This is a genomic window from Streptomyces sp. NPDC051976 (assembly GCF_040680795.1).
Taxonomy (GTDB): Bacteria; Actinomycetota; Actinomycetes; order Streptomycetales; family Streptomycetaceae; genus Actinacidiphila.
The window spans coordinates 44,911-67,741 of record NZ_JBFAXL010000050.1 but is presented as its reverse complement, the minus strand read 5'-3'; the positions used below and the strand labels follow the sequence as shown (position 1 = coordinate 67,741).

At 68.7% G+C, this 22,831-nt stretch carries 18 protein-coding genes and 5 pseudogenes; 16 read left to right on the top strand and 7 right to left on the bottom strand.

Features of this window, described 5'->3' with window-relative positions:
* Together AB0M29_RS34910 and AB0M29_RS34905 are read right to left on the bottom strand one after the other, a co-directional pair.
* Positions 1 to 582, bottom strand: a pseudogene (locus tag AB0M29_RS34910) (IS256 family transposase); the annotation flags it as partial.
* 987 nt (positions 583 to 1,569) lie between these two features.
* Complete coding sequence (locus AB0M29_RS34905; protein ID WP_365390273.1) at positions 1,570 to 2,589, bottom strand: phosphatidylserine/phosphatidylglycerophosphate/cardiolipin synthase family protein; 1,020 nt, start codon at positions 2,587 to 2,589, stop codon at positions 1,570 to 1,572.
* 228 nt (positions 2,590 to 2,817) lie between these two features.
* On the opposite strand from AB0M29_RS34905, the gene AB0M29_RS34900 reads away from it, so the two are divergent.
* Positions 2,818 to 3,981 carry a glycosyltransferase gene (locus tag AB0M29_RS34900; protein WP_365390270.1) on the top strand — a complete coding sequence of 388 codons (1,164 nt, stop codon included), beginning with the start codon at positions 2,818 to 2,820 and terminating at the stop codon, positions 3,979 to 3,981.
* On the top strand, positions 3,978 to 5,195 hold the full coding sequence (locus AB0M29_RS34895) for a PQQ-binding-like beta-propeller repeat protein (RefSeq protein ID WP_365390268.1): 1,218 nt from the start codon (positions 3,978 to 3,980) through the stop codon (positions 5,193 to 5,195). Before AB0M29_RS34900 ends, AB0M29_RS34895 begins: the two co-directional genes overlap by 4 nt.
* On the opposite strand, the gene AB0M29_RS34890 is transcribed toward AB0M29_RS34895, so the two are convergent.
* Positions 5,183 to 7,096, bottom strand: coding sequence for a cupin-like domain-containing protein (locus AB0M29_RS34890; RefSeq protein WP_365390265.1), 1,914 nt, complete (start codon positions 7,094 to 7,096; stop codon positions 5,183 to 5,185). The two genes, AB0M29_RS34895 and AB0M29_RS34890, sit on opposite strands and share 13 nt — an antisense overlap.
* On the bottom strand, positions 7,093 to 9,381 hold the full coding sequence (locus AB0M29_RS34885) for a S53 family peptidase (RefSeq protein WP_365390263.1): 2,289 nt from the start codon (positions 9,379 to 9,381) through the stop codon (positions 7,093 to 7,095). Before AB0M29_RS34885 ends, AB0M29_RS34890 begins: the two co-directional genes overlap by 4 nt.
* A gap of 631 nt (positions 9,382 to 10,012) precedes the next feature.
* Between AB0M29_RS34885 and AB0M29_RS34880 the strand changes: the two genes are divergently transcribed.
* Entirely contained in the window at positions 10,013 to 10,957 is a 945-nt protein-coding gene (locus AB0M29_RS34880; protein ID WP_365390260.1) for a hypothetical protein, read from the top strand.
* Positions 10,958 to 10,965: 8 nt separating this feature from the next.
* On the opposite strand, the gene AB0M29_RS34875 is transcribed toward AB0M29_RS34880, so the two are convergent.
* Positions 10,966 to 12,216, bottom strand: a complete 1,251-nt coding sequence (locus AB0M29_RS34875) for a hypothetical protein (RefSeq protein ID WP_365390258.1) — start codon at positions 12,214 to 12,216, stop codon at positions 10,966 to 10,968.
* Between the two features lie 532 nt (positions 12,217 to 12,748).
* Here AB0M29_RS34875 and cysD point away from each other — a divergent pair.
* The 6 genes and pseudogenes from cysD to AB0M29_RS34845 all read left to right on the top strand — a co-directional run bounded on the left by cysD (position 12,749) and on the right by AB0M29_RS34845 (position 16,380).
* Positions 12,749 to 13,657, top strand: coding sequence for a sulfate adenylyltransferase subunit CysD (gene cysD, locus AB0M29_RS34870; protein WP_365390288.1), 909 nt, complete (start codon positions 12,749 to 12,751; stop codon positions 13,655 to 13,657).
* Positions 13,657 to 14,946, top strand: coding sequence for a GTP-binding protein (locus AB0M29_RS34865; RefSeq protein ID WP_365390255.1), 1,290 nt, complete (start codon positions 13,657 to 13,659; stop codon positions 14,944 to 14,946). Before cysD ends, AB0M29_RS34865 begins: the two co-directional genes overlap by 1 nt.
* Before the next feature lie 461 nt (positions 14,947 to 15,407).
* Positions 15,408 to 15,836 (top strand): hypothetical protein, encoded by a 429-nt coding sequence (locus tag AB0M29_RS34860; RefSeq protein ID WP_365390253.1) that lies wholly within the window; start codon positions 15,408 to 15,410, stop codon positions 15,834 to 15,836.
* Between the two features lie 21 nt (positions 15,837 to 15,857).
* Positions 15,858 to 16,040 (top strand): annotated as a pseudogene (locus AB0M29_RS34855) (hypothetical protein); the annotation flags it as partial.
* 46 nt (positions 16,041 to 16,086) lie between these two features.
* A pseudogene (locus AB0M29_RS34850) lies at positions 16,087 to 16,155 on the top strand (WD40 repeat domain-containing protein); the annotation flags it as partial.
* Between the two features lie 39 nt (positions 16,156 to 16,194).
* Complete coding sequence (locus tag AB0M29_RS34845) at positions 16,195 to 16,380, top strand: WD40 repeat domain-containing protein (RefSeq protein ID WP_365390285.1); 186 nt, start codon at positions 16,195 to 16,197, stop codon at positions 16,378 to 16,380.
* Positions 16,381 to 16,460: 80 nt separating this feature from the next.
* Here AB0M29_RS34845 and AB0M29_RS34840 read toward each other — a convergent pair whose 3' ends face one another.
* The gene (locus tag AB0M29_RS34840) at positions 16,461 to 16,592 is read right to left on the bottom strand and encodes a hypothetical protein (protein WP_365390295.1); all 132 of its coding nucleotides are present in this window, start codon (positions 16,590 to 16,592) and stop codon (positions 16,461 to 16,463) included.
* On the opposite strand from AB0M29_RS34840, the pseudogene AB0M29_RS34835 reads away from it, so the two are divergent.
* The 7 genes and pseudogenes from AB0M29_RS34835 to AB0M29_RS34805 all read left to right on the top strand — a co-directional run.
* Positions 16,542 to 16,732, top strand: a pseudogene (locus AB0M29_RS34835) (IS3 family transposase); the annotation flags it as partial. The gene AB0M29_RS34840 and the pseudogene AB0M29_RS34835 overlap by 51 nt on opposite strands.
* A gap of 441 nt (positions 16,733 to 17,173) precedes the next feature.
* Positions 17,174 to 18,142 carry a hypothetical protein gene (locus AB0M29_RS34830; protein WP_365390292.1) on the top strand — a complete coding sequence of 323 codons (969 nt, stop codon included), beginning with the start codon at positions 17,174 to 17,176 and terminating at the stop codon, positions 18,140 to 18,142.
* Between the two features lie 545 nt (positions 18,143 to 18,687).
* A protein-coding gene (locus AB0M29_RS34825) for an IS3 family transposase (RefSeq protein ID WP_365390249.1) occupies positions 18,688 to 19,880 on the top strand; the annotation gives its coding sequence in 2 pieces (ribosomal slippage) (positions 18,688 to 18,952 and positions 18,952 to 19,880; 1,194 coding nt in all).
* Positions 19,881 to 19,925: 45 nt separating this feature from the next.
* Positions 19,926 to 20,537: pseudogene (locus tag AB0M29_RS34820) on the top strand (helicase associated domain-containing protein); the annotation flags it as partial.
* 77 nt (positions 20,538 to 20,614) lie between these two features.
* Complete coding sequence (locus AB0M29_RS34815; RefSeq protein WP_365390247.1) at positions 20,615 to 20,971, top strand: DUF6193 family natural product biosynthesis protein; 357 nt, start codon at positions 20,615 to 20,617, stop codon at positions 20,969 to 20,971.
* A gap of 102 nt (positions 20,972 to 21,073) precedes the next feature.
* Positions 21,074 to 21,655: a hypothetical protein gene (locus tag AB0M29_RS34810; protein WP_365390244.1), complete on the top strand. Its 582-nt coding sequence runs from the start codon at positions 21,074 to 21,076 to the stop codon at positions 21,653 to 21,655.
* 291 nt (positions 21,656 to 21,946) lie between these two features.
* Entirely contained in the window at positions 21,947 to 22,498 is a 552-nt protein-coding gene (locus tag AB0M29_RS34805) for a hypothetical protein (RefSeq protein ID WP_365390242.1), read from the top strand.
* Between the two features lie 77 nt (positions 22,499 to 22,575).
* Here AB0M29_RS34805 and AB0M29_RS34800 read toward each other — a convergent pair whose 3' ends face one another.
* The gene (locus AB0M29_RS34800; protein WP_365390239.1) at positions 22,576 to 22,716 is read right to left on the bottom strand and encodes a hypothetical protein; all 141 of its coding nucleotides are present in this window, start codon (positions 22,714 to 22,716) and stop codon (positions 22,576 to 22,578) included.
* Positions 22,717 to 22,831 lie beyond the last annotated feature (115 nt).

The following is a 22,831-nucleotide window of genomic DNA, read 5'->3' as shown; positions in this document are numbered from 1 at the left end:
GCGGGCCTGGGCGGACTCGACGAGCTTGAACACCATCGCCAGGGCCGCAGCGGGGCTGCCGGCCCCGCGGGTGACCTTGGTCCGCAGCTTGACCGTGGAGAACGTCGACTCGATGGGATTCGTGGTTCGCAGGTGGATCCAGTGCTCGGCCGGGAAGTCGTAGAACGCGAGCAGCTCGTCCCGGTCGTCGGTGATCTTCGCGACGGCCTTGGTCCACTTGGCGCCGTAGGTGCGGGCGAACGCCTCGATCGCCTTCTCGGCGTGGGCTCTGTCCTCCGCGTTGTAGATCTCCTGCAACGCCTTCGTCGCGCCCGGTTGTGCGGATTTCGGCAGGGCGTTCGAGATATTCCGGGCTTTGTGAACCCAGCACCTCTGATGCCGGGCGGCCGGGAACACCTCGACCAGCGCCTTCCACAGGCCCATCGCGCCGTCGCCGACCACCAGCTCCGGGTCGCGCATGCCCCGGTGGCGGCAGTCGCGCAGCAGGTCCGCCCACGACTCGGTGGACTCCCGCAGCCCCTCGGCCAGGGCAATCAGCTCCTTGGTGCCGTCCAGGCGGACGCCGAGCAGGACCAGCACGCACGAGGGCCAGGGTGGTTCGGTCGATGCCCGGTGCGCCGTTGTTGGCACGCACCATGGCCCACGCGCGCCGGAGCACATCCCTGCGGTGGATCTTGTCTCCCAGCGCGTGGAACCGCCGTCCGGGGTCGGTCTTGGCCGCCCGGTAAAGCGCATGCTGCAAGGCACGGACCTTGTCCGAGGGAGTACGTCCCCCGACGGCGGGAATAGCCGCACGGGCACTCACCGAGCCCCTCCTTCACTTCATGACGCACCGACGAAGCAGTGGCCCTTCCCTCACCGGGAGTTGTGTTGTCTCCCAGTTGTAAGCGGTACTACGGCCACCTCCGACGCCCACCCGGCCCGCGCCCACTTCCCGGGGTCACCGGTTATAGGACGCACTGCTTCCGATGACGTCTCTCCGCAGGTCATCGGGCCGGGGAGGGCCTCCCCAGTTCCCGCCGCCACCCTCGATACGTTCCGCGCCCCATACGCCGGGGAGTCCTTCACGGCTGCCCGTCCAGGATCTTCACCGCTTCCATGGCCTTCGCCCCGATTTCGAGAGGCTCGGCACTCCCTCGTTCCACCCGAAAGAGTGGCTGAGTAACGACGCCGCGGGCTTCGCGTGATGCTACGGAACGTATCGTCGCTCCCCCTGTTACAGGGCCGTTGACGCTGGGCTTCGACGCCGGACGTTTCCCTCCGACGCCGCCAGCCTGCTACCGGGCCTCCTGGCAGCTACCCGGACCGGACTTACACCGGGAGGCGACGACGAGCTTCCGAACAGCAAGAACACCGCTACGTCACGGTGTCACCTCCTGTTCTGCTGGGCGCACGAAAAAGCTCACTGTTCGGACCAAATGAAGGCTTCCGGGTCCTGGCTCGTCTGCATCTGCTCTGCTCGGCGGGGAGGCATCTTCTGCCGCCGTACCCCTGCCGCTTCCGCCGACAAGGCGGCCACCAGCGCCTCGAGTCGGAGCGCCTCGGCCCAATGTCCCTAACCGCGTCGGTTCACGTCCCGGCGTGGAGGCCGTATGCCGTCGCGAGCCGTTCCCAGTAGGCGAGGTAGGTCGCGGCAGTGGCCGACGAGCGCGCGACGATGATGTTCTCCGCGTTGTGTCGGGCTTGCGCGGAAAAGTTGTACGAACCGGTCACGACGGTGTCGCGATCGAGGATCACAAGCTTGTTGTGCAAGAAGTCCTGCTGCCCGCCGGGAACGAACGGGTGGCTCGGCGCGGGGGCGAACCGCGGATCCTGCAGGAACCAGAGCCGCCGGTCGTCACCGTGTAGATCCTTCACGACCACAGCCATTCCGTTCGGGTCGTAGACGCCCGCGATGTCGGCCCCCGCGTCCGATGCGTCTTTCAGAGCGTCGAGCAGATGCTGGTCGGAGAGGATGTAGAAGGCCAGCCGGATGTGGCGGGCGGCGCGTATCCGGCTCACCAGGTCGTCGGTGATGTCCCAGCCGGGTGCGAAGCGTGCGTACATCGAGCCGTCCGGTAGCGCTACGGGGCTGGACGGCGAACCGGGCCCGGTTGGGGTCGGCGCCGGCGGCATCGGGATGTCGTCCCTCCACGACTGCAGCGAGCGGAAGTTGGCGGTGAAGACCGATGCCATCTCGCTGCTGCGCAGGATGACGGTGTCGTTGTCCTGGCGGAGGAAGCCGCCGTCGCTGACGTTGGCCGACCCTGTCCAGACGACGGTACCGTCACGGACGACGTACTTGTGGTGGATGATGCCGGCCCCGGCGGCGACCGACCCGCTGACGAGCGCAGGCGCGACCGCCGCGAGGGCCTCGGGGTCGCCATGGGTCGGGTCATGCGGCTGACGCACCGGGTCGGTGAGCACGTCGATGGCTACGCCGCGGTGGCGGGCAGCCTTGAGCGCCGCGATCACCGGCGGATTCTGCAAGTCGAACAGCGCACACAGCAAACTTCGCTCTGCCACCTCGACGAAGTGCACCAGCCGTGCCTGCATATGCGCGTCGACGCCCGCGCGGTGCGACTGAGCCAATACCTCGATCGTCGCCATGATGCCTCCCACCGGTCGGCCTCGGGCTCGCCCGCGCCTGCGGGCCTCACCACGACGCGTCGGTGCACTTGTCCCCGGCATGCGGGATGGTGATTTCAGCGTGGAGCCTTCGGGGGACGGGCGCAACGACAGCCGCCCCGCCTCGTAGCCAACTCGATTCCTTTTTGATCAAATTTGGAGCGAATAGTTCTGGTAAGATCAACTCTGTGCCGAAGGAGGCGTGAGCCGGTGCGGTTCCTCATGTCCACGAGACCTTTCTATGGCCATTTCCACCCCTTCGTGCCCATTGCCGCCGCGGCGCTCAAGGGCGGCCATCAGGTTCGCTTCGCCACCGCGGAAGAGTTCTGCCCGGTCATCGAGCGGGCCGGATTCACCGCTGTTCCCGCGGGCCTGCACCCCAAGGATCCGCTGCCCCCGCAATACGCCGAACGGGCGTACGCCCGCGACTACGGCGCCTTCCCCGTCACGGCGAAGGCGCACGATCTCGTCGCCGCCGCCGAACGGTGGCGTCCCGACGTCGTGCTGCGAGACCCCACCGATGTGGCGGCGGTGGTGGCGAGCGAGGTCATCGGCATCCCCTGCGCCACCCTCGGATTTTGCCGGTACATCCCAGGCACGTCGTGGGACAGAATCCTCGGTCCGACGTTGGACGAAGTACGGGCCCGGTTCGGGCTGGCACCCGACCCGACGTGGCAGCGCCTTCACCACTACCTCTACCTCGACGTCGTCCCGCCGTTCTTTCAGCTGCTGCCCGAACCGGTTCCGACGCTGCACGTGTTCAGGTCGGGCATCGCATCGGCGCTCTCCGAGGACAGGCCTGAGTGGCTCGACCGCCTGCCTGCCCGTCCGACGGTCCACGTGTCCTTGGGCACCACCTTTAACGGACGCGTCGCGCTCCTGCGGACCCTGGTCCTCGGCGCGGCGGAGCTCGACGTGAACGTCGTCGGTACGACCGGACCGGATGTCGCGCCCGAGGAGGTGATCGCGAGTCCCCCGCCACAGGTCCGCCTGGAGCGGTTCGTCCCGAACTCGCATCTCCTCCCGCGGAGCGACGTCGTCGTGACGGCAGGTGGCTTCAATACCGTGCTCGGCGCGCTCGAGCGCGGACGTCCGATGCTCGTCGTTCCCCTGGGGTCCGACCAGCCGCGCAACGCCCAGCACGTCGTCGCACTCGGCGTCGGCCTGTCCCGAGACCCGGCCGAGGCAACCGTCGACCAGACTGCCGAGGACCTGCGCCGCTTGCTCCACGACCCCTCCTTCCGCATCGCGGCCACCCGCCTCGAAGAACGCTACCGATGCCTTCCCGGGCCGGAACACGCTGTCGAACGCCTTGTCCGACTCGGCGAGACGGGGCTGCCACAGCTCGCCGACTCCCCGCTGGCGAGCCTGTGACCGATGCCGAGCGGGCCGAGCACCGCCTGCTGAGGACGGCGCTGCTGGCGCACGGCTTCCATCCGGGCGAGGGCCACCGGGCCGACGGCAGACCGCTCGGCTGGATCCTCGACGCGCGCGAGTCAGTCCTGCGGGGCAGCGTCCTCGAGGCGGCAGGCCGACTGCTCTGGGCACTCGCTCGCAAGGACGAGCCCGACACGGTCGGCGGTGTGGGCGTCTCGGGTGCCCCACTCGTCGGGGCCGTCCTGCTCGCCGCGCGTGCGGACGGGCGTGACCTGGACGGCTTCCTTCAGCGACCCGCTGCCAAACCGTACGGCCTGCGCCGGGCGATCGAGGGCAGGCCGCCCGGGCCAGGGCGAGTGGCCGTCCTCGTCGATGACCTCGTGCAGTCGGGCAGCACCCTCGATGCCCTCGCGCGGGCGGTGACCGCCACCGGCGGACGGGTGGCGGCAGCGGTCGTGCTGGTGGACCTGCATCCCGCTGTACGACGCGGACTCGGCACATCTGGCGTGCTGGTGCGCTCGGTGTTCAGCGCGGCCGAGCTGGGAATCCGCGGCGAACCGCACCGCACGTCGAACGCGCAGTCGGCGGGCGGGGCTGGGTACCGCCGGACGGATCTCGACGGAGCTGGCACGGCGGTGCGCCTCGGGGACCGCGTGTTCGTGACAATCTCGGCCGATGGCGGTCAGCTGATCTGCCGGATCGGCGGAGAGGCACGGTGGTGCCGCATCGTCGGCACCGACGTGACAGCGCCTGCCGTCGGCAACTGCGGCGAGACCGTCGCGGTGGGCAACGGGCATGGCACCGTGATCGCGCTCGATCCCGCGAGCGGCACGCGTGGCTGGCGGGTCGACGTGGGCTCGGCGGTCGCCGGAGTGGTGTGCGACCCGGGCCGGGAGGTCGTCTACGCGGCCCGTTGCGACGGCGTCGTTGTCGCCGCGGGCGAGGGGCGCTGCCGCTGGCAGCGCAGGATCGGCAGGTGGACGGCGACCGCGCCGGTGGTCGTCGCAGACGTTGTCGTCGCGCTCGGTCCGAGCCACCTCGTCGGCGTCAGCCGGGAGGAGGGACAGCTGCGCTGGGTCGTGCCCCGTCCGCCGGGGCCGGCGTCCACCCTGCTCATGGCTGCCGGGGGCAGTGTCGTCGTGACGAACGCGGCGGGCGAGGTCGCGCTGGTCGTGGACGCCGTGACTGGGCGCCCGGCCTATCCCGGATGACTCCACACGAAGCTGTTGGGCCACCGGAAGTTGGTGAACGAGAGACTGATGCTGGTCTCGAGGGATTCGACGTAGTGCCACCAGCCGACCGGAATGAACAGGGCCTCTCCCGGGCGAAGTAGCACTTCGACTGGCCGCGCGTGTCGATACCGCGGGTGCTTGGTGTAGTCGGGGTCGTCGGCGTCGACCGCGCTGTACACCGACAGGTCGTTGTACACCGTGTGGGTGCGGAGGGGGTCGACGAGCAGCACCCGTTTCGTGCCACGGACCTGGACGAGCAAGACGTTCTGAACATCATGGTGCAGGGGCGTGATCGTGCCCGACGGCCCCAACCAGAGAAAGACCTTGTGCGTGGCGTCGTCAGGGTCGAGGTAGGCCGGGGGCGAGTCGAAGTCCTCCCACAGCGACTTGGCCGCCGGGTTTTCCAAGAGGTGGTTGTTCGCCGTGAGATACACCGCGTTGCTGCGCTCCGCGCTCTCGACATGGTCGAGGTAGTCCGCGAACCGCGTCGAGACGCGATGGTGGTCGGAGTTGCGTTCGTAGGCCGCGTCGCCGTCGCGGCCAGACATGACCTCGACAATTTCGTCGCCAAGCGTCTCGCGGAAATGGTCCAGGTTCCACCGGGACCCGGCGGTCCAGCCCGCCGTCAGATCGGTGAGAACGACAGGGGTATTGGCCGAGTAGTAGCGGGCGAGGAACTCACCGCGTCCAACCCCGCAGCGCCTCTCGGGCTCGCCCGCGGACGGCATGAGCTCGGCCATCTGCTGGCGGATGTCAAGAAACGACTCGGCCTTGCGCTGTTGCTGGACGAGTTCCTCCGCGGCCTGGTGCCGCGGGTCCGCGAGGAGGTCCGCGAGTTCCGCGAGCGCCTCGTCCTTGTCCAGGCCCGCCCGCTCGCAGAGGATCCGGACGAGGTGTTCGTCGGGGATCTGCAGCAACCGGTTCTTGGTCAGCCACCGCCGCCAGTCGACGGTCAGGCCACCTGACCGGGCCGGGCCGGGCGTCGCTGATTCCTTGTTGTGGTTCAGTGTGGACCACCGCCTCCGATGAGCGCCGAGCACCACGTCCGTCGCGGGTGTCTCGGCGGGCAGCTCTCCTGGTGTGAATACTTCGTGATCACCCGCGAGTTCGTCGACGAACCGCGCGAGGTCGCGCCTGCGGCTGTCGAGATCAGCCGAGCCGTGGTCTGCGTCGACGTTGTGGTGACGCAGCGTCGTGTCGAGGAACGCGTCGATCGACAGCTGCGCCCCCGGCGTCACCTCCAAGCCGTGGCGTACGACGAAGTCGCGCAACGCATCGACCGATGCCAGCGGGTCAGCCAGCAGCCGCGAGAAGGGCAGGACGAAAACCGGCGTGCCCTGCAGTCCGACGAGCGCCTGGCGCGTGTACCGTTCCCACAGCCCCAGGGCCCAGTCCGGGGTGATCCGGTTGCGCTTCCGCAGCGACGCCGCCACCTCGAGCGGGTGCCGCACGACGAGCACTGCGGCCGTGGGAACCGGCAGCACCCGGCGCCACCATGGCAGCAGGAGGCACAGCCGCGGATCCTTCCACACCCACTGAGGCGTGAGGTGCGTGCGGTTGAATACCGCAGCGGCCTTGGCGACTTCGTCGTCGAGCGCGTCAAGCCGCTCGCTGATCTCGGCGTCGGACGGCGGGCACCACCACGCGCACCCGAGGCGGCCCAGCAAGGCCTCGTTGTAGACCATCAACGAGGTGCTCTCCCAATGCCCCTTCGCGTTGCCTGCCCGCGACCCGATGAGATCAGCCGGGCGACAGGTCGGGAGACCCAGGAGATTGAGGACCCGCGTGGTCGCCGAGGTCCCGCTGCGGTGCATGCCAACGACGACGATGCCCGCCCCGCCGGGCGCCCGGACCGGCACGCCCTCGTCCTGCTCGGTCACCGCGAGCGCCTCCGAGTACCGGTGTCTTGAGCCGACGCCCGAGGAGGCGTCCGTCCGGGTGCGCCGGCCGGCGACGCGATATCACTGCCGCCGTCACTGCCGTCGCCGTCACTGCCGTCGCCGTCGCCGTCACTGCCGTCGCCGTCACTGCCGTCGCCGTCGCCGTCACTGCCGTCGCCGTCGTCGCCGCCCGGTACCGGGGTCGGCACAGGCGTGGGTACCGGCGTCGGCACGGGCGTCGGCACGGGCGTGGGTACCGGCGTCGGCACGGGCGTCGGCACGGGCGTGGGTGTCGGCGTGGGGGTGGGCACGGGCGTCGGCGTAGGCGTGGGGGTGGGCACGGGCGTCGGCACGGGCGTGGGTGTCGGCGTGGGTGTCGGCGTGGGGGTGGGCACGGGCGTCGGCGTAGGCGTGGGGGTGGGCACGGGCGTCGGCGTAGGCGTAGGCGTCGGCGTGGGGGTCGGTCCCGGCGGATGTGGCGTCGGTCCCGGCGGATGTGGCGTCGGTCCCGGCGGATGGGGCGTCGGTCCCGGCGGATGGGGCGTCGGTCCCGGCGGATGGGGCGTCGGTCCCGGCGGATGTGGCGTCGGTCCCGGCGGATGTGGCGTCGGTCCCGGCGGATGTGGCGTCGGTCCCGGCGGATGTGGCGTCGGTCCCGGCGGATGGGGCGTCGGCGGACCAAGGGCGGTGAGCAGCGCGTTCCCGTGCGGGCTGCCGAGGCCGGTGCAGGGGTCCCATCCGGCCTTCGCTTGGTAGGCGCCGTTGTTTCCCCCGGTGATGTCACGGAACGCGCCAGACAGCGGTGAGAGCCCGTAGAGCTGCGCGTTGACGAATCCCACCTGGTGGCCGAGGCGTTGGTTGAGTAGTGCGACGAGTGCCGCCCACAGCGGCGCGGATGCGCTCGTTCCGCCCATGACGACACTTTGGCCGTGCACTTGGATCCGGTACCCGGTGTTCGGGTCGGCGTCGGCCGCGACGTCAGGCACTCCGCGTCCGGCAGCACCACCCGGGTTCGCCGACACCGGGACGCCCGCGCTTGCCTGGTATGACGGTAGGGGGAACGCGGTGCTGATCCCGCCGCCGGAAGCGGCCCGGCCCGCCTCGATGCCGTTGTTCCAGACGGTCTCGGTGATGATGGTGTTGCCGTTGACGGCGATGCTGGTGCCGCCGACGCCGAGGGCGTGCGGCGCCGACGCGGGGAAGGTCGCGTGCTGCTGGCCGTCCCAGCTCGCCGGTTTTTCGCCGCGGGAACCGAAGTCGCCCGAGGAACAGCACACCGTGATCCCGAGAAGCCCCGCGTCCTGGCAGTCGGCTTCGATCGCCTGCATGGTCTGCTGCGTCCAGCCGACCTCGGGGCCGCCCCAGCTCACCGATACCGAGCCGGGCGGTGCGCCGTTGTCGTGGATCGCGTGCTGGAAGGCGTCGATGAAGCCCTTGTCAGTGTTCGGCGCGAAGTAGACGACGATGGCGGCGCCCGGAGCGGCTGCCGCTACGACCTCGATGTCCAGCGCGACCTCGAAGTCAGCGTTGGTTTCCGGGTCGTTGTTCGATGGGTCGAGGGCGTTCGTCGCGCCGTCGAGGAACACCGCGGTGATCGACGGCTGCGCGGCCGCCGGAATGCCCAACCCCGCGAGGTATGCCTTGATGTCAGCGAGGTCGAACCCGCCACCGAACTCGAGGATGCGGATCGTCTGGCCCAGTCCGGTCGCCTGGCCGGGGAAGCGGTAGAGCGCGGCCAGCTCCGTGGGAGTGTGGCCCGACCCGCCCGCGAACGGGACGGCCTTGACGAACGGACGGGCTGTTGGGCGTGAGTCGAGGCCGACGACCCCCACGACGATGCCGGCCAGATGTCGCGGAAGGAAGACCGCGCCCGTCCGTCCCCGATAGGTCTTGCCGGTCGTCGGGTCATGCATCAGGTGCAGTTCCACGCCAAACGCCGTGCTCAGGGCCGCGACCGTGCCGCTGAGTTCGACGCGACCGCCGGCGGCGTCTGCGCTGACTACTTGCAGGCCGCTGGCCAGCGCGAACTCCCGGACCCTGGTCAGGTCGGCATCACGAGCGCCGAAGCGCCTGACGAATTCGTTGTGGACGAGCGGGCGACGGGCCGCGAGGCGCGCATCGCTCAGCTGGGGGGCCGTGCTGCGGATCCCAGGGCTCGAGCCGCGCCGGACGAGCACCGTCACGGCGATCCGCTCGGCGGGGTCGACGAGCCCCGCGACACGGTGCCCGGGCACGCGGCTGCGGGCGCTCGCCGCAAGCGGTACGAATGACGATGCGCTCGACATGGCGACTCCACGGATGGTCTCAATTCGAGAAAAGCAGGATCTGGGTCACGCCAGAATTCATGATCGCCGGATACTGCCGACGCTACGACTACCGGCTACGGCGCGGCAAAGAAATCCCCACCTGATTCATCCGATTGCTGCAACTCACCTGTACCTGCGTGTCGACGCCCCCGCAGCGGCGCCCGTCCGGCACGTCACGACGCCAGGTCGCACGGACATCGTCCGCATCCTGCGGCCGGCCCTGCCCGCATGTTTCGACGAAATGGAGCCCTGTAGACGGTCGTCCTGAGGCATGCTCGGCCAACGTCACGCAAACAGCCGATCACAACGACCCATCGGCATGTCCCGCAACTCCCTGATCGCCCATCATGCGTGCGTGTGAGCCGGAGCCTCAGGCAAGGCGCTGTTCCACACAAGCCGGTTATTGAGCCCGTCGACCAGGGCGGTTCGGGCTCAGCTGCTTGAGTGAGCAAATCCCGGTGCATTCAGCGGCTGTGCAGACCGGGGCGCGAGATTACCGGCCGACCCGCTCCGGGCCGATCCACTGGGCTCCCCCAACAGGCGCGACCCGGAGAACGATCCAGGTCAGGACATCATGTTCCAGCGACATGGGCGACATATGCTCGCTGACGTGACGGACAGACGTGTATGTGGGACGGCGCCGTGGGGCGTCCGGGGGAATGCCGCGCAGCCCTGGCGCCTGGTGGACGTCGTCGCGGGCCCCACCGACACGGGGTTCCGCGTGCTGCGTGGCCCGATCAGCAGCAAGCGCGACCTCGCCGCGATCACCGAGGCGTTGAAGGGCCGGCGTCTGGTAGGCATGACGAGCAGAGGCCCGTTCCCCGGCCGGTCACCGGGGCACGACGCACTGCTCAGCACAGACGGCAGGCCGGAGGGCTTCGTCGATCTGGCCGGGCCGCTCGTCGAGCGGGCGGAGGCGTGGCTGCACTGCTTCCGCCGGCCGGAGCAGTTTCTGCCGCCCGGCCGCCCCGCCACCCTGATCAGCGAGTCGGACTTCAAGGACCCGGACCATGTGTGGGCCGCAGGTTGCCCGGACGGCCAACCTGTGCCTCAGTGGGACGTCGTGTACGTGGGCGGGTCCGGGCGGCTGCACGAGATCATCAAGAACTGGGCACTCGCACGAAGGGCGCTCGGTGTCCTTGGCACTGCGCTCAGTCTCCGGGCACTCGTCGTGGGGAGATACGGAACGTGGGACCTCGACATGGGTGACGGGAGCCTCGACGTGTTCGGAGAGCTGCCTTGGCCGGACCTCATGGAGTGCGTGGCGCGGTCCCGAATGGTGCTCTTCCCGAACTCGGCCGACGCATCGCCGCGCCTGCTCGCAGAGGCGCTGTGCCTGGACGTCCCTGTTCTTGTGAACCGGAAGATCCTCGGCGGGTGGAAGTACGTCGCGCCCGCCACCGGCGAATTCTTCGCCACTGACGCCGAACTCCTCGCCGGGGCGAGGGCGTTGCTCACCGCTCCGCGAGGACCACGCGACTGGTTCAGCGCCCGGTTCGGGCCACAGCGTTCCGGCGAGCGGCTGGCGGCGTTCCTCGCGGGGCTCGACCGCTGATCGGCGGGTTACGCGACGGTGGTTGCCGCGAGTTTGCGCAGAGCGGCGCTCGAGCGGGTGTAGGCGGCCACGAGGACGACGACCTCGGGGTCGGGGTCAGCGGCAAGCGCTGTCGCCACTGCGGGTGGGCAGCGCGGATGACGGGCGATGATCCCGCGTGTCGCCGGGTCGGAGGTGGCGGCCGCGTGGCGCAGTAGCGCCGGTGGACACACCGGACTCCACCAGACGGCAGCCCGTACCGCCGGGTCCGGATCGTCCGCCAGTCGGGCGAGAAGGTTCGGACGCGCCTCGACGCAGCCCGCGACCGCGGCCCGTACCGCCGCGTTCGCGGACCGGGCGCACCGCGAGACCGCTGCGCCGGGCAGCCGGGGGTGGGCGGCCGCAGCGCGGTAGCGGAGGGGCTCGCGGTCGTCGCAGGCCGCGGCGGCGACCGCGGGCGGGCAACGCGGGTGGCTCAGCGCCGCCACCGCGACATCGGCCATGCCGTCCGCCGCGAGGGTCGCCAGACCCATGGCGGGAGCCATCGGGTGCCGCGCGACCGCGACACGAACCGGCCACTCCGGATCACCGACGAGTCGCTCGAGCACTCCCACCGGGCAGGACGGATTCTCCGCAACGGCGACTCTGTTCCAGTAGGCGCGTTCGCCACCCGCAGCCTCCTCGAGCAACTCGGCTGGGCAGCGAGGATTGGCCAGAACCGCCCCTCGCAGATTCCATGCGTGCCGCGTCGCCAACCGGTCCAGCAGCTCGGAGGGGCATGCGACGTTGCCTGCGGCCCCGCGGACGACCTCCTGTGAACGATCGTCAGCGAGCCTCGCGAACGTGGCGAGTGCACACCCCGGGTGGCGGGCGACCGCTGCGCGCAGCTGCCAGTCGGGGTCCTCCGCAGCCTCCATCAAGAGCGCGGCCGGGCACGCCGGGTGCTGCACGACGGCCGCCTCGATATGCCTCGGCCCGGGCCAGGGGCGAGCGGGCCGGGCCGACGGCCTGCCACGCTCGCTCCGCACGAGACCGGCCAGCAGGTCCGATGACGCTGCAGCGTTATGGGCAACCGCTGCGCGGACCCGTTCGTCGCTGTCGTCCACCAGCCGTCGCATCGCCGTCAACGGGGTGCCCGGGTTCATCGCGACCGCGCTCCGGACCTCGACTCGCGCATTCTCGGCGTAGCGCACCAGGAGATCCGGCGGGCTGTGGCGGTTTCCGGCCAGAGCGGCGACGACCCGCAGGGCCGTTTGATGATGCGCCCTCACCTCTGTCATCGTGTCCGCTCCGTGCCGGTCGTCGCCACCTGCTGGTCATGCTCAGCCTCTCACGACACGACACCAACCGCCCTTGCGGTCCTGGCCGAGTTGCAGGCATAAGATCCATTTGGCCTTGTCGACCCCCGGGGTTCTCAGTCGTGCCGCTCCCGGTCAGCTGGCCATCATGGTCGCGGCATCACCGCACTCCGAAGCAGTCAGTAAAGGACAGCGCGACGTTGGAGTTCATCGGGATCCCTGACGGGACCGGCACACGGCGCAGACGATCGCCGGTCGTTTTTCCGCACGCCCTGTCGTCGTACACAGAGGCGAAGGCAAGCTCCGCCCTTCCTGACGGCGGCGGGGCGGTCCAGCGGCGGGTGCAGCGGAGACGGAGATCGTGGCCCGCACAGGGCCAGCCGCCCGGCCGCCTTGGCGCCGACGTCGCGTTCTTCGTCGAGAAACGTTGCAACAACGCCGCGCCCGCCAAGCCGCAGTTCGCGCTGCTCACGGAAAGAGGAGTGGTGTGACAACCGTGGACAGGGGAGCCGAGATGCTGGGCAATACCCATGAGCTGACGCATCTGGACGCGCTCGAGTCCGAGGCGGTGCACATCATCCGCGAGGTGGCGGGAGAGTTCGCGCGCCCAGTGATCCTCTTCTCCGGCGGCAAGGACTCCAGTGTCCTGCTGCACCTCGCGCTGAAGGCGTTCGCTCCGGCACGGTTGCCCTTCGGGCTGCTGCACGTGGACACCGGCCACAATTTCCCCGAGGTACTGGCCTTCCGGGACCGCACCGTGGACCGGCACGGCTTGCCGCTGCACGTGACGAACGTTCAGGAGTACATCGATGACCGGCGACTCACAGAGCGCTCGGACAGCACCCGCAACCCACTGCAGACGCTGCCGCTCCTGGACGCCATCGCCGGAGGCCGCTACGACGCCGTCCTGGGCGGAGGCCGCCGGGACGAGGAAAAGGCACGGGCCAAGGAACGCGTCTTCTCGCTGCGGGACGAGTCCGGCGCCTGGGACCCACGCCGCCAACGCCCAGAACTGTGGCAGCTGTACAACGGCCGCCATACACCCGGTGAACACGTGCGGGTCTTCCCGCTGTCCAACTGGACCGAGCTGGACGTGTGGCAATACATCGCACGTGAGGACCTCGAACTCCCTGAGATCTACTACGCGCATGAGCGAGAGGTGTTCAACCGGGACGGGATGTGGCTGACCGCCGGTGCGTGGGGTCTTCCGAAGGACGGTGAGCCGGTGGAACGGCGGCTGGTGCGCTACCGCACCGTCGGAGACATGTCCTGTACCGGTGCGATCGACTCTGATGCCGACACCGTCGTGAAAGTGATTGCCGAGATCGTCGTCAGCCGGCTCACCGAGCGGGGAGCCACCCGGGCCGACGACCGGCTGTCGGAGACAGCGATGGAGGACCGCAAGCGTGAGGGATACTTCTGATGACCGGCACCGCACTCGGCATTCCGTCGATCTCGCTGCTGCGCTTCGCCACGGCCGGCTCCGTCGACGACGGCAAGTCCACGCTCGTCGGGCGGCTGCTGCACGATTCCAAGTCCGTCCTCGCCGACCAGTTGGAGGACGTGGAGCGTGCCTCGATGAGCTGCGGCTTGGACGGCCCGGACCTCGCCCTCCTCACCGACGGCTTGCGCGCCGAGCGCGAGCAGGGCATCACCATCGACGTGGCCTACCGCTACTTCGCCACGCCCCGCCGCCGGTTCATCCTGGCCGACACGCCCGGACACGTGCAGTACACGCGGAACATGGTCACCGGCGCCTCCACCGCCCAGGCGGCCCTGATCCTCGTCGACGCCCGCAACGGCGTGGTCGAGCAGACCCGGCGCCACACCGCGATCGCGGGCCTGCTGCGTGTGCCACATGTCGTTCTGGCCGTCAACAAGATGGACCTGACCGGTTATGACAAGACCGTCTTCGCCGCGATCGCTGACGAGTTCGCCGCGTACGCCCGTCGGCTCGGCGTGAACGCAGTGACCGCGATCCCCGTCTCCGCCCTGAGCGGAGACAACGTGGTGAGCCCTTCGGCGCAGATGGACTGGTACGAGGGCCCGACGATCCTCGAGCACCTGGAATCCGTCCCCCTCGAATCCGCTCCACACCGGTCCCCGGCCCGCTTCCCGGTGCAGTACGTGATCCGGCCGCAGACTCCGAAACATCCCGACTACCGAGGCTACGCGGGTCGGATCACCTCGGGCGTGCTACGCGTCGGCGACGCCGTGACCGTGCTGCCCCAGGGCGCCACGTCCACAATCACCGCCATCGACGCACTCGGTGAACGATTGAACACGGCATGGGCCCCGCAATCGGTGACCCTGCAGCTCGCCGACGAGCTCGACATCTCCCGCGGCGACCTGATCGCCCCAACAGCCGACGCCCCCGCTACGACCAGGGATGTCCAGGCCACCGTCTGCCATCTCCACGAGCGCCCGCTGAGCGTCGGCGCCCGGGTGCTACTCAAGCACGGCACCCGCACCGTCAAGGCGCTCGTCAAGGCACTGCCCCACCGCATCGACCTGTCCACCGGCCGTGCCGACGACACCGCCCCGGCGCATCTCACCGTCAACGACATCGCCGCCGCAGTACTGCGGACCGCCGAACCGCTACCCCTGGATGCCTACGCCGACTCCCGGCTGACAGGCTCCTTCATCCTCATCGATCCCTCTGACGGCACCACACTGACCGCGGGCACCGTGACCCGTTCAGTCGGTCGGTGAGGGTGCCGACCCACCGCCCCAGGCTCCCGACTCGTCAGCTTCTGGAGGACCCGATGGCCACTCGTCACCAGCCCCGCCTACCCCCGGTCGGGCTGCCCGCCGGGCGTCCGAACCACGAGGCGAGAACATGAACAGCCCCGCGACGAGGAGATCCTGCCCCGCCGAAGCCCTTGGGGTGTGACCGGCCAAGGCCCGGGACGTCGTCTCCTCAGCAGGCTCAGAAGTCGGCACCGCGCAGCGGAGATGCCGTCCCGAGAGAAGGCAGAAGACCGGCCTGTGGACGCAGCCGTACGGTGCGCCGCAGGCGGCACCGCGGTAGTGGTCATATCCGCGCCTGAAAACGGCACAGCATGCGAACCGTCCGCATCGGTGGAACGCTGGAAACCGTGAACAGGACGCGACTGGTCCCGCTGCGAGGCAGTGAGCGTAGTGCCCAAGCGCACGCGCGCTCGACCGGTGTGGTGAGCGATGCAGAACGTATCGAGGTCACGCTGGTCCTGCGCCGTCGCGCGGAAATCCCGGATGATCTGGGGGAAGAACGTGAGACGATCACGCGTGAGGAACTGGCTACCCGTTACGGCGCCGACCCGGCGGACATCGACATGCTGAAGCGGTCAGCGGAGCAGCACGGGCTGACGGTGACGCAAACGGATCCGGTCTCACGCAGGGTCAAGATCTCCGGAACGCTCGGCCAGCTGCGGGCCGTGGTGAAGCCCGACTCGCTGACCAGGGTCACGACTCCCGACCCGGCGGACGAAGGACGCGTGGTGGAGCACCGGCAGCGCACCGGCGGCCTCCGCATCCTGCCCGAGTGGGACGGCGTGGTGATCGACGTGACGGGCCTGGACAACCGACCGCAAGCCCGCCCTCACACGCAGTGCATGCCGTAGGTCCCACTACCGGTCGGAGCGATGCCCTGCCGGCCTGACCGGCAAGATCGCCCAGAAGCACGTCGGCCACCAGTTCCTCGACGACGGCGGTGCCGTGCTCGGTCATGGCCCTGGTCAGTCAGGGTCCCACGTGCCTCAGTGACCGCGATGGCGGTCTCACCGGACGGCAACTGGTTCGCCGCCGCCATCCACGACCGGACCGTGCAGATCTGGGACCCGGCCACAGGAACACTCAACCGCACCCACCGACCCCGTCGTGACGGTGGGCTTCTCCCCCAACGGAACCTGGCTCGCCACTGCCGGCTACGACGGGACGGTTCACGTCTGGGACCCAGCCACCGGCACGGCCACCCCCACCGTGATCGGCGATACGGGAAGGTCGACTGCAGTGGCGGTCTCCCCGGACGGTACATGGTTCGTCACCGGCGACTCCAGCGGGACGGTGCGGATCTGGGACGTCCGTCACCTTCCCGGCCCTGCCCCTGAAGTCGTCAGGGGCAGCAGCCTGAACGGGTGGCGGTCTAGCCGGACGGCACCTGGCTAGCCACTACTGGCCACGAGGGTCTGATGCAGGTTGGGGTGACAGGTTGACCCGCCCCACCTCTCAGGTTCCAGTTTTGGTGGCTAACTGACGGCCTTCACGAAAGGCTGCCGGACATGCCCCGCGCCTACCCCGCTGAGTTCCGCGCCCGCGCCGTTGCGCTGGTGCGGGCAGGAAAAGAACAGAAGCAGACCGCCCTTGACCTCGGCATCCATCCGGTCACGTTGTCGAAGTGGTTGCGCCAGGACGACATCGACAACGGTCGGCGCCCTGGCAGGGTCTCGGAGGAGTCCGCACAGCGCGGCGACGAATCCGCGAACTGGAAACCGAGCTCGAGATCGTCCGCAAGGCCGCCAAGGCGAGGTCTTCCCTGTGGAGGCGCTCGCAGGCGGCGAACAGTTTCCGGGACATGCCGAGGTGGACTTCCGTGCCGGGAATGCGGCAGCTCAGGAAGTCGTCGAAGCCCATGGAACGGATTGCGGCGCGCAGGGCGTGCTGGTCCGTGCCGGTCGCTACTCCGCGGGCGTCGGCCCGCATGGCGAGAGTGCGGGTGTCGTCCTCCAGGGGACCCGGAGCGCCGGCGGCGGGAGGCTCGGTCGGCGGCAACGGGTACCGTGCGCAGCTGCGAAGCGGGGGCCGAGCGCACTGCCAGGTAGGCCAGCATCTGGGCGCGGGCGGCGCCGATGAGCGCGTCGTCGCTATCGCCGAGGTGGTCCTCCAGGTTGCCCGGGCCCGCCGCATCGCCGTCGGCCTCGGACCCGGCAGGGGAGAGCGGTGGCTGGCCGGGGTGCAGGTCGTGGTCGATGATGAGGAACAGGTCGTCGTCGGGCCGTACGGACGCTCCGACCAGGACGGTGCGGTGGGCGTACGAGCCGAGGGCCTTGCTGCCGGCCGCCAGTTGCGCCCACCCCTTGCCGAGCGTGCTGAGCCCCACCTCGCCGCCTTTGGCCTCGATCAGCCAGTACAGCTCTTCTGTCTGGTGGTGCCCCCACAGGTCGGGCAGCTTCTTCTTCGGGTCCTTAAACGTGCCGTACAGGGCAGGGACACCTGCTCATTGGCCTCCCTGGTTCTGTGGACCGGCGGAGTTGGCTGCCTCGCCCGCGGCCGAGCTGAGCCACGGGTTGATGGAGCCGTAAAACTGCTGTCCAACCGCCTCGCCAAGTTGAGTGCGGCGGCCGTATCGGCGCTTGCGATGCTGCTGGGCGGCACCGGCACAGCGCACGCGGCGATCTACTGGAGCGGCATTCAGATGGTCAACCAGGCAAGCCAGCAGTGCCTGAGAGCCGAGGGCTATCCAGGAGGCGTGTCCGACGGAAACGCTGGCACGACCATACCGGGGTGCATGCACGACGGCACCAGTTGGATCTGGCTGTCGAGCGCGGCACCGGATAACGATGGCGACGCACAAGTACAAATAGAGACGGATTCCGACACGGGCGAGTTGCTGTGCTTGCATGCGGACTACCCCGGCACCGGACCCAACGGCCCGACCTCGTCGAGTACGTACTGGGCTCAATGCGGCTATGGGGGTGCGCCTGAGGCACCTCTGATGCTCTGGAGGATGCACACCGTCGCTCCGGCGCAGAACGTTGGAAACCCGGAGGGGCTGAAGCACTTCATCAGCTTCTACAACGATGCGTATGGCGTGTGCCTGGACGGCGGCTTCGACAAGGCCTATGGCTTCCCTGGCCACTGCAACAGCAGCAACAGCTGGCAGATCTGGAACATCTACACCAACCAGACCTCGCGTCCCTACGGCGGATAGAGCGTTCGTGACGGGCGACGTGGTCGCCGTCGATGAGGCTGCGTGAAGAGACCCCAGTGGCCGTCAGGCAGCTGGGGTCTTGGTGAACACAGCGTCGGTCTCATGCTCACGGTGTCGCGTGGATCTGACTGGAGGGTCTGACGACACGTCCGGAAGGCCGCGAACTACTGGACCTCGCAGAGCACAGAGGCGTACCAGCGGTGCCCCCGCGAGCGACGGTCGCCGACTTCACCGCTGCTCGGCCGCGTTCGACCAGGCGAGCCGACTGCTTCCCGGAGCCGTGCGTGCACGCCGACCCGATCCTCGGCAGGCGGGCGTTGACCGACTCGATCATGTTCGTCTGCAGACGATGCGATCGAGAACGCTTCGCGCGAGGCTGCCGTGCTGGTGACCCCGGCATAGGTGAGGTTCCGTCAGGCTGGCGCAATTCGCCGAGAACCAGGTCAAGCTCGGCAGCTACCTCATCGGCGCTGTGAGCTGCTCTGAGTTTGGTGGAGTCCCTGATGCCAGGGTTACGATCCTGGCGAAGGAGAACTACCAGCACCATGCCAGCACCCCGTAAATATCCCGATGAACTCCGTGAGCGTGCGATCCGTGAGGTCCGCGCGACCGGCCGCCCGATCGCGCACGTCGCGAGGGATCTGGGCATCCATAAGGAGGCCCTGCGCGGCTGGGTCCGCCAGGCCGAGGCCGATCGTGGTGAGCGCGATGACCGGCTGACCAGCGCCGAACACGACGAGCTCAGGCAACTCCGCCGGGAGAATGCCGAGTTGAGGCGGGCGAATGAGATCCTCAAGGCAGCCTCGGTGTTTTTTGCCCAGGAGATCGACCGTCCCCGGACGAGGCCGAGCAGGTGATCGACCACCTGCGTGACACAGGTCTCGGGGTCGATCCCGTCTGCCGGGTTCTTGAGCTGTCGCCGTCGACGTATTTCGCCCGCAAGAAGCGGCCGAAGTCGGCTCGCCGGCTCCGTGATGAGCAGCTCATGCCGCTGATTGAGCAGGTCCACGCGGAGTCGGGCGGCACGTATGGGGCCCGACGGATCACCCGCGCCCTTCGGCGCAAGGGCCACGAGGTGGCCCGCTGCACCGTCGAGCGGCTGATGGCCGAGCTTGGCCTGGAGGGCGTGATCCGTGGCCGGCGGCGGCGCACGACAGTCCCGGAGCCTTCGGCGCCCCGGCCGCCGGACCTGGTCGACCGCGACTTCACCGCGAGCCGGCCGGACCAGCTCTGGGTCGCGGACATGACGTATGTCCGCACCTGGTCGGGCTGGGCGTACGTGGCGTTCGTCCTGGACGTGTACTCCCGGATGATCGTCGGCTGGCAGGTCGCGAACCACATGCGGACCGAACTTCCGCTGGAAGCACTGGAGATGGCCCTGTGGCGGCGGAGGATCAAGAAGGACTCCGGCCTCGTCCATCACAGCGACAGGGGTTCGCAATACGTATCAATTCGGTACACTGACCGGCTCGCCGACATCGGCGCCTCCGCCTCCGTCGGCTCCGTCGCCGACTCGTACGACAACGCCATGGCCGAGGCCCTGAACGGCACGTTCAAGGCCGAGCTGATCGAGATGCAGGGCCCCTGGAAGGACGTCGAGCAGGTCGAACGGGCGATCTTCCAGTGGATCACCTGGTACAACGAAGAACGGCTCCACTCCGCACTCGACTACGTGCCGCCCGCCGAGTACGAACAGGACTACTGGCGAAGCCAGGAACCAGTCCCACAGTCCGCCTGAAACAAGATCACCGGACTCTACGAAACTCGGGGCAGCTCAGCCGGACTCCTGCCGATCGGCCAGCTCATGGCCAACCTCCGCCGCAAAACCGGCCTCGGCAAAAACCCCGCACGAGCCGAGCACCGAGCCGCACAGCTCACCGCGATCGACCCCGACTGGAACTGCCCCTGGCCACTTGACTGGCAACGCCACCACCGAGTCCTGGCCGACCTCGCCACCGACGAACCCGACGGCACCCTCCCCACCATCGAACCCGGCGTCTACTGGGACGGCGACGACCTCGGCACCTGGATCCAACGACAACGCAGGGACTGGGGCCTGCTGTCCACCGAGCAACAGGAACGACTCGCCAGACTGGGCATCAAACCCGCCAAAAAGCCGTCTCCCGCCCCTGCGGCCAGGTGTGCGACGAAGGGGGCGGGCAAAGCGCAGCAGGCGTTCCAACGCGGCCTGACCGCCCTGACCCAATGGGTCGAGCGAGAGGGCGCGGACCGGGCGGTACCCCGCGGCCACGGTGAGAAGATCGCGGTCGACGGCGAGGAACGGCCAGTGGTCGTGAAGCTCGGCATCTGGATCTCCAACACCAAGACGAGGCGCGACAAGCTCACGGCGGAGCAACTGGACGCACTGCGCGAATTGGGCATCTCGTGGGCGTGATCCAGCAGCAACAAACATCGGCTGTCCGATACCTGATGGAGGATCAATGAATCGACCAAGCCGCCCCCTTCGACGCAATGACCGGGCGATCTGAGGTGTCCGACGGCAACGCTGCCGACGCCAACGAGTCGCAGTGGCAATACTTGCTCGCGCACGCCCGGAACGCGGGCTTGTCCGAGTACCAAGCCCTCGTCGAGGCGGCCTACGCCGAACCGCAACTGCGTCGGCTCTACCCGGACATGCAGTACTGGATGCTGTTCTTCGCGGATTCCTCGCAGGGCTTGTTCCTCGCTCGCAAGAACGTCTGCCTGGAGGCACCCTCCGACCTCAACCGCGGGCAGTACACCCTCCGGGCGTCCTGGCAAAGCCCTCCCCTGGCCCAAGCCGCCACCGCCGCCGACATCATCGCCCTCACCGTCCAGCACCTCGGCTAACTGATCGTTTCAGAATGACCTGCTGCGGCGGTTGTCAAGCGAGTGTCCGTCATGGTGATCCCGGGGCGCTGCATGTCAGCGGCCCTGGCTATCGTCGATGCCATGGCCTCAAGCGATCATCTGCTCGACCTCATCCAGAGCAGGCCGGACATCTACGGGCTGCTGCGGGCGTCCTTCGGGTTCGACATCGAGCGGAAGGAGTACGGTGCCGGCCTGGGTCTTGCCTCGGGCGCGCCGCTGGAGCCCATCGCAGGGGATTTCACCGGCGGGGCGTACTTCCTGTGCACCGAGCAAGGTGGCCGCCGGCCGGTGGTGTTCGCGAGCTCCGAAGGGGAGGGCGGGCTGATAGCCGATGACCTGGCGGGCGCGCTGGAGATCATCGTCGGGTTGCAGTGGCGGGACTGCCTGGGCTTTTCCGGCGGCGGTGATGTGGAGGTCATGCTGGCTTCCGCCCAGCACCTTGAGAGGTATCTGGCCAGGGACAGCCCGGAGATCGCCGAAGCGCGCGCTCGGGTGGCTGCGGCCTTGTCGCTGCGGGTCCTTCCTGTCCCTGACCTCGTCATCCGTCTGCAGGAGGCCGCCTCAAGGACTGAGCCTCACTACGTGGTGGTCACCGACGACGGGGACGTCTACGACCCGCCGTTCGGCGAGTTTTCGGAGCCGCAGCTCGGTGGCTGGCGCTGAGCACACGGATTCCCGATCGTTTGAGAAGCCGACCTTGCCGGTTCAGTCAGCCTCTGGCGGCGGGTCTCGTCAGACTCCGCGACCAGGTCCGCCGACCTGGTCCCTGGTGACCAGTGGGCCGGGTTCCGCCCTGGGCCGGTGACCCGGCCTGGCTTCGTTCACTTCTAGGGACAGCGTTTGTCAGCGAGTTTGAACGGCAGTTGCCGATCTACCAGTTCTGAAATGTTCGCGAGTTTTGGCAGCACCGGGTGTGTCGTTGGGCGCTGTGGCGCCGTCTAGGGTGTGGGAGCTATGCGACTGGTCGAGATGGAGATAGCCCGGCAGGACTGGAAGGGCATGCTGTGCGGGTGCGGCGGCTCGGCAGAGCACGTGGGCCGGGATCTGCTGCAGCTTGCGGGTAGGGGGCCCCGGCAGGAACCGAGCCATGTCAGCCTCGAAGAGCATGTCTGGTCCCCGCCTGTCCTGTGGGAGCCGGCTCCTGCAGTGACGTCCGTTGCTCTGGCGGCCCTCGCGGATGACGTTGCGCCAACAGCGCGCGCGTGGTTCCTCGATCTCCTGGCGCACATGGTGGCAGGCGAGGGCACGGATTGGGAGTCCGCTCGACGAGGACTCGATCTTCCGGAGCTGTGCCGCGACGTTGCTGGTCAAGGTCTCTGGCTGCTCTATGGGGAGGTGATGTCGAATCGGTCCCTCGGGGCTGGTGGTATCGCCTTCGAGATCCTCACGGTGGTGGAGCCCGACAGAGCGCGCCTGCAACGGGTTCGGGAGATCGCAGCCGACTGGTTGCCCGTGTGTTGCCGGACTGGCCTGTGCGATGACGAACTGCGTGACCTCGACCGCTGAGTTCGGTTGAGCCGGTCATGAGGGCTGCACCGCCCGCCGCCTATGAGGACGGCGGGCCGCCGCCGGGGTTCGTGGGGTCAGCCGGCCTTGGCGGATCCCCCGTCCCGGACCCCGGTGCTGGCGAGCTGGTAGGAGTCGGTACCGGTCTCGATGATGATGCCGTGGTGGTGGTCGCACCGGATCGCGGCGTACAGCTCGACCTTCGACCCCTGTGGCATGACCAGGGCCTTGCACCAAACTGCCCTGGCAAGTACCTCAGCGACGCCAAAACTCGTGAACATCACCCGGCCATGGATCCGGGCGCCTCCCAAAGCCGTGAACAACTGACTTCAC

Excerpts from the sequence above, each read along its gene's own strand:
- AB0M29_RS34905 (WP_365390273.1), bottom strand. The coding sequence starts at position 2,589 with ATGGCGACGATCGAGGTATTGGCTCAGTCGCACCGCGCGGGCGTCGAC.
- AB0M29_RS34885 (WP_365390263.1), bottom strand. The coding sequence starts at position 9,381 with ATGTCGAGCGCATCGTCATTCGTACCGCTTGCGGCGAGCGCCCGCAGC.
- AB0M29_RS34875 (WP_365390258.1), bottom strand. The coding sequence starts at position 12,216 with ATGACAGAGGTGAGGGCGCATCATCAAACGGCCCTGCGGGTCGTCGCC.
- cysD (WP_365390288.1), top strand. The coding sequence starts at position 12,749 with ATGCTGGGCAATACCCATGAGCTGACGCATCTGGACGCGCTCGAGTCC.
- AB0M29_RS34865 (WP_365390255.1), top strand. The coding sequence starts at position 13,657 with ATGACCGGCACCGCACTCGGCATTCCGTCGATCTCGCTGCTGCGCTTC.
- AB0M29_RS34840 (WP_365390295.1), bottom strand. The coding sequence starts at position 16,592 with ATGGATGCCGAGGTCAAGGGCGGTCTGCTTCTGTTCTTTTCCTGCCCG.
- AB0M29_RS34815 (WP_365390247.1), top strand. The coding sequence starts at position 20,615 with ATGACCGGGCGATCTGAGGTGTCCGACGGCAACGCTGCCGACGCCAAC.
- AB0M29_RS34810 (WP_365390244.1), top strand. The coding sequence starts at position 21,074 with ATGGCCTCAAGCGATCATCTGCTCGACCTCATCCAGAGCAGGCCGGAC.
- AB0M29_RS34805 (WP_365390242.1), top strand. The coding sequence starts at position 21,947 with ATGCGACTGGTCGAGATGGAGATAGCCCGGCAGGACTGGAAGGGCATG.
- AB0M29_RS34800 (WP_365390239.1), bottom strand. The coding sequence starts at position 22,716 with ATGCCACAGGGGTCGAAGGTCGAGCTGTACGCCGCGATCCGGTGCGAC.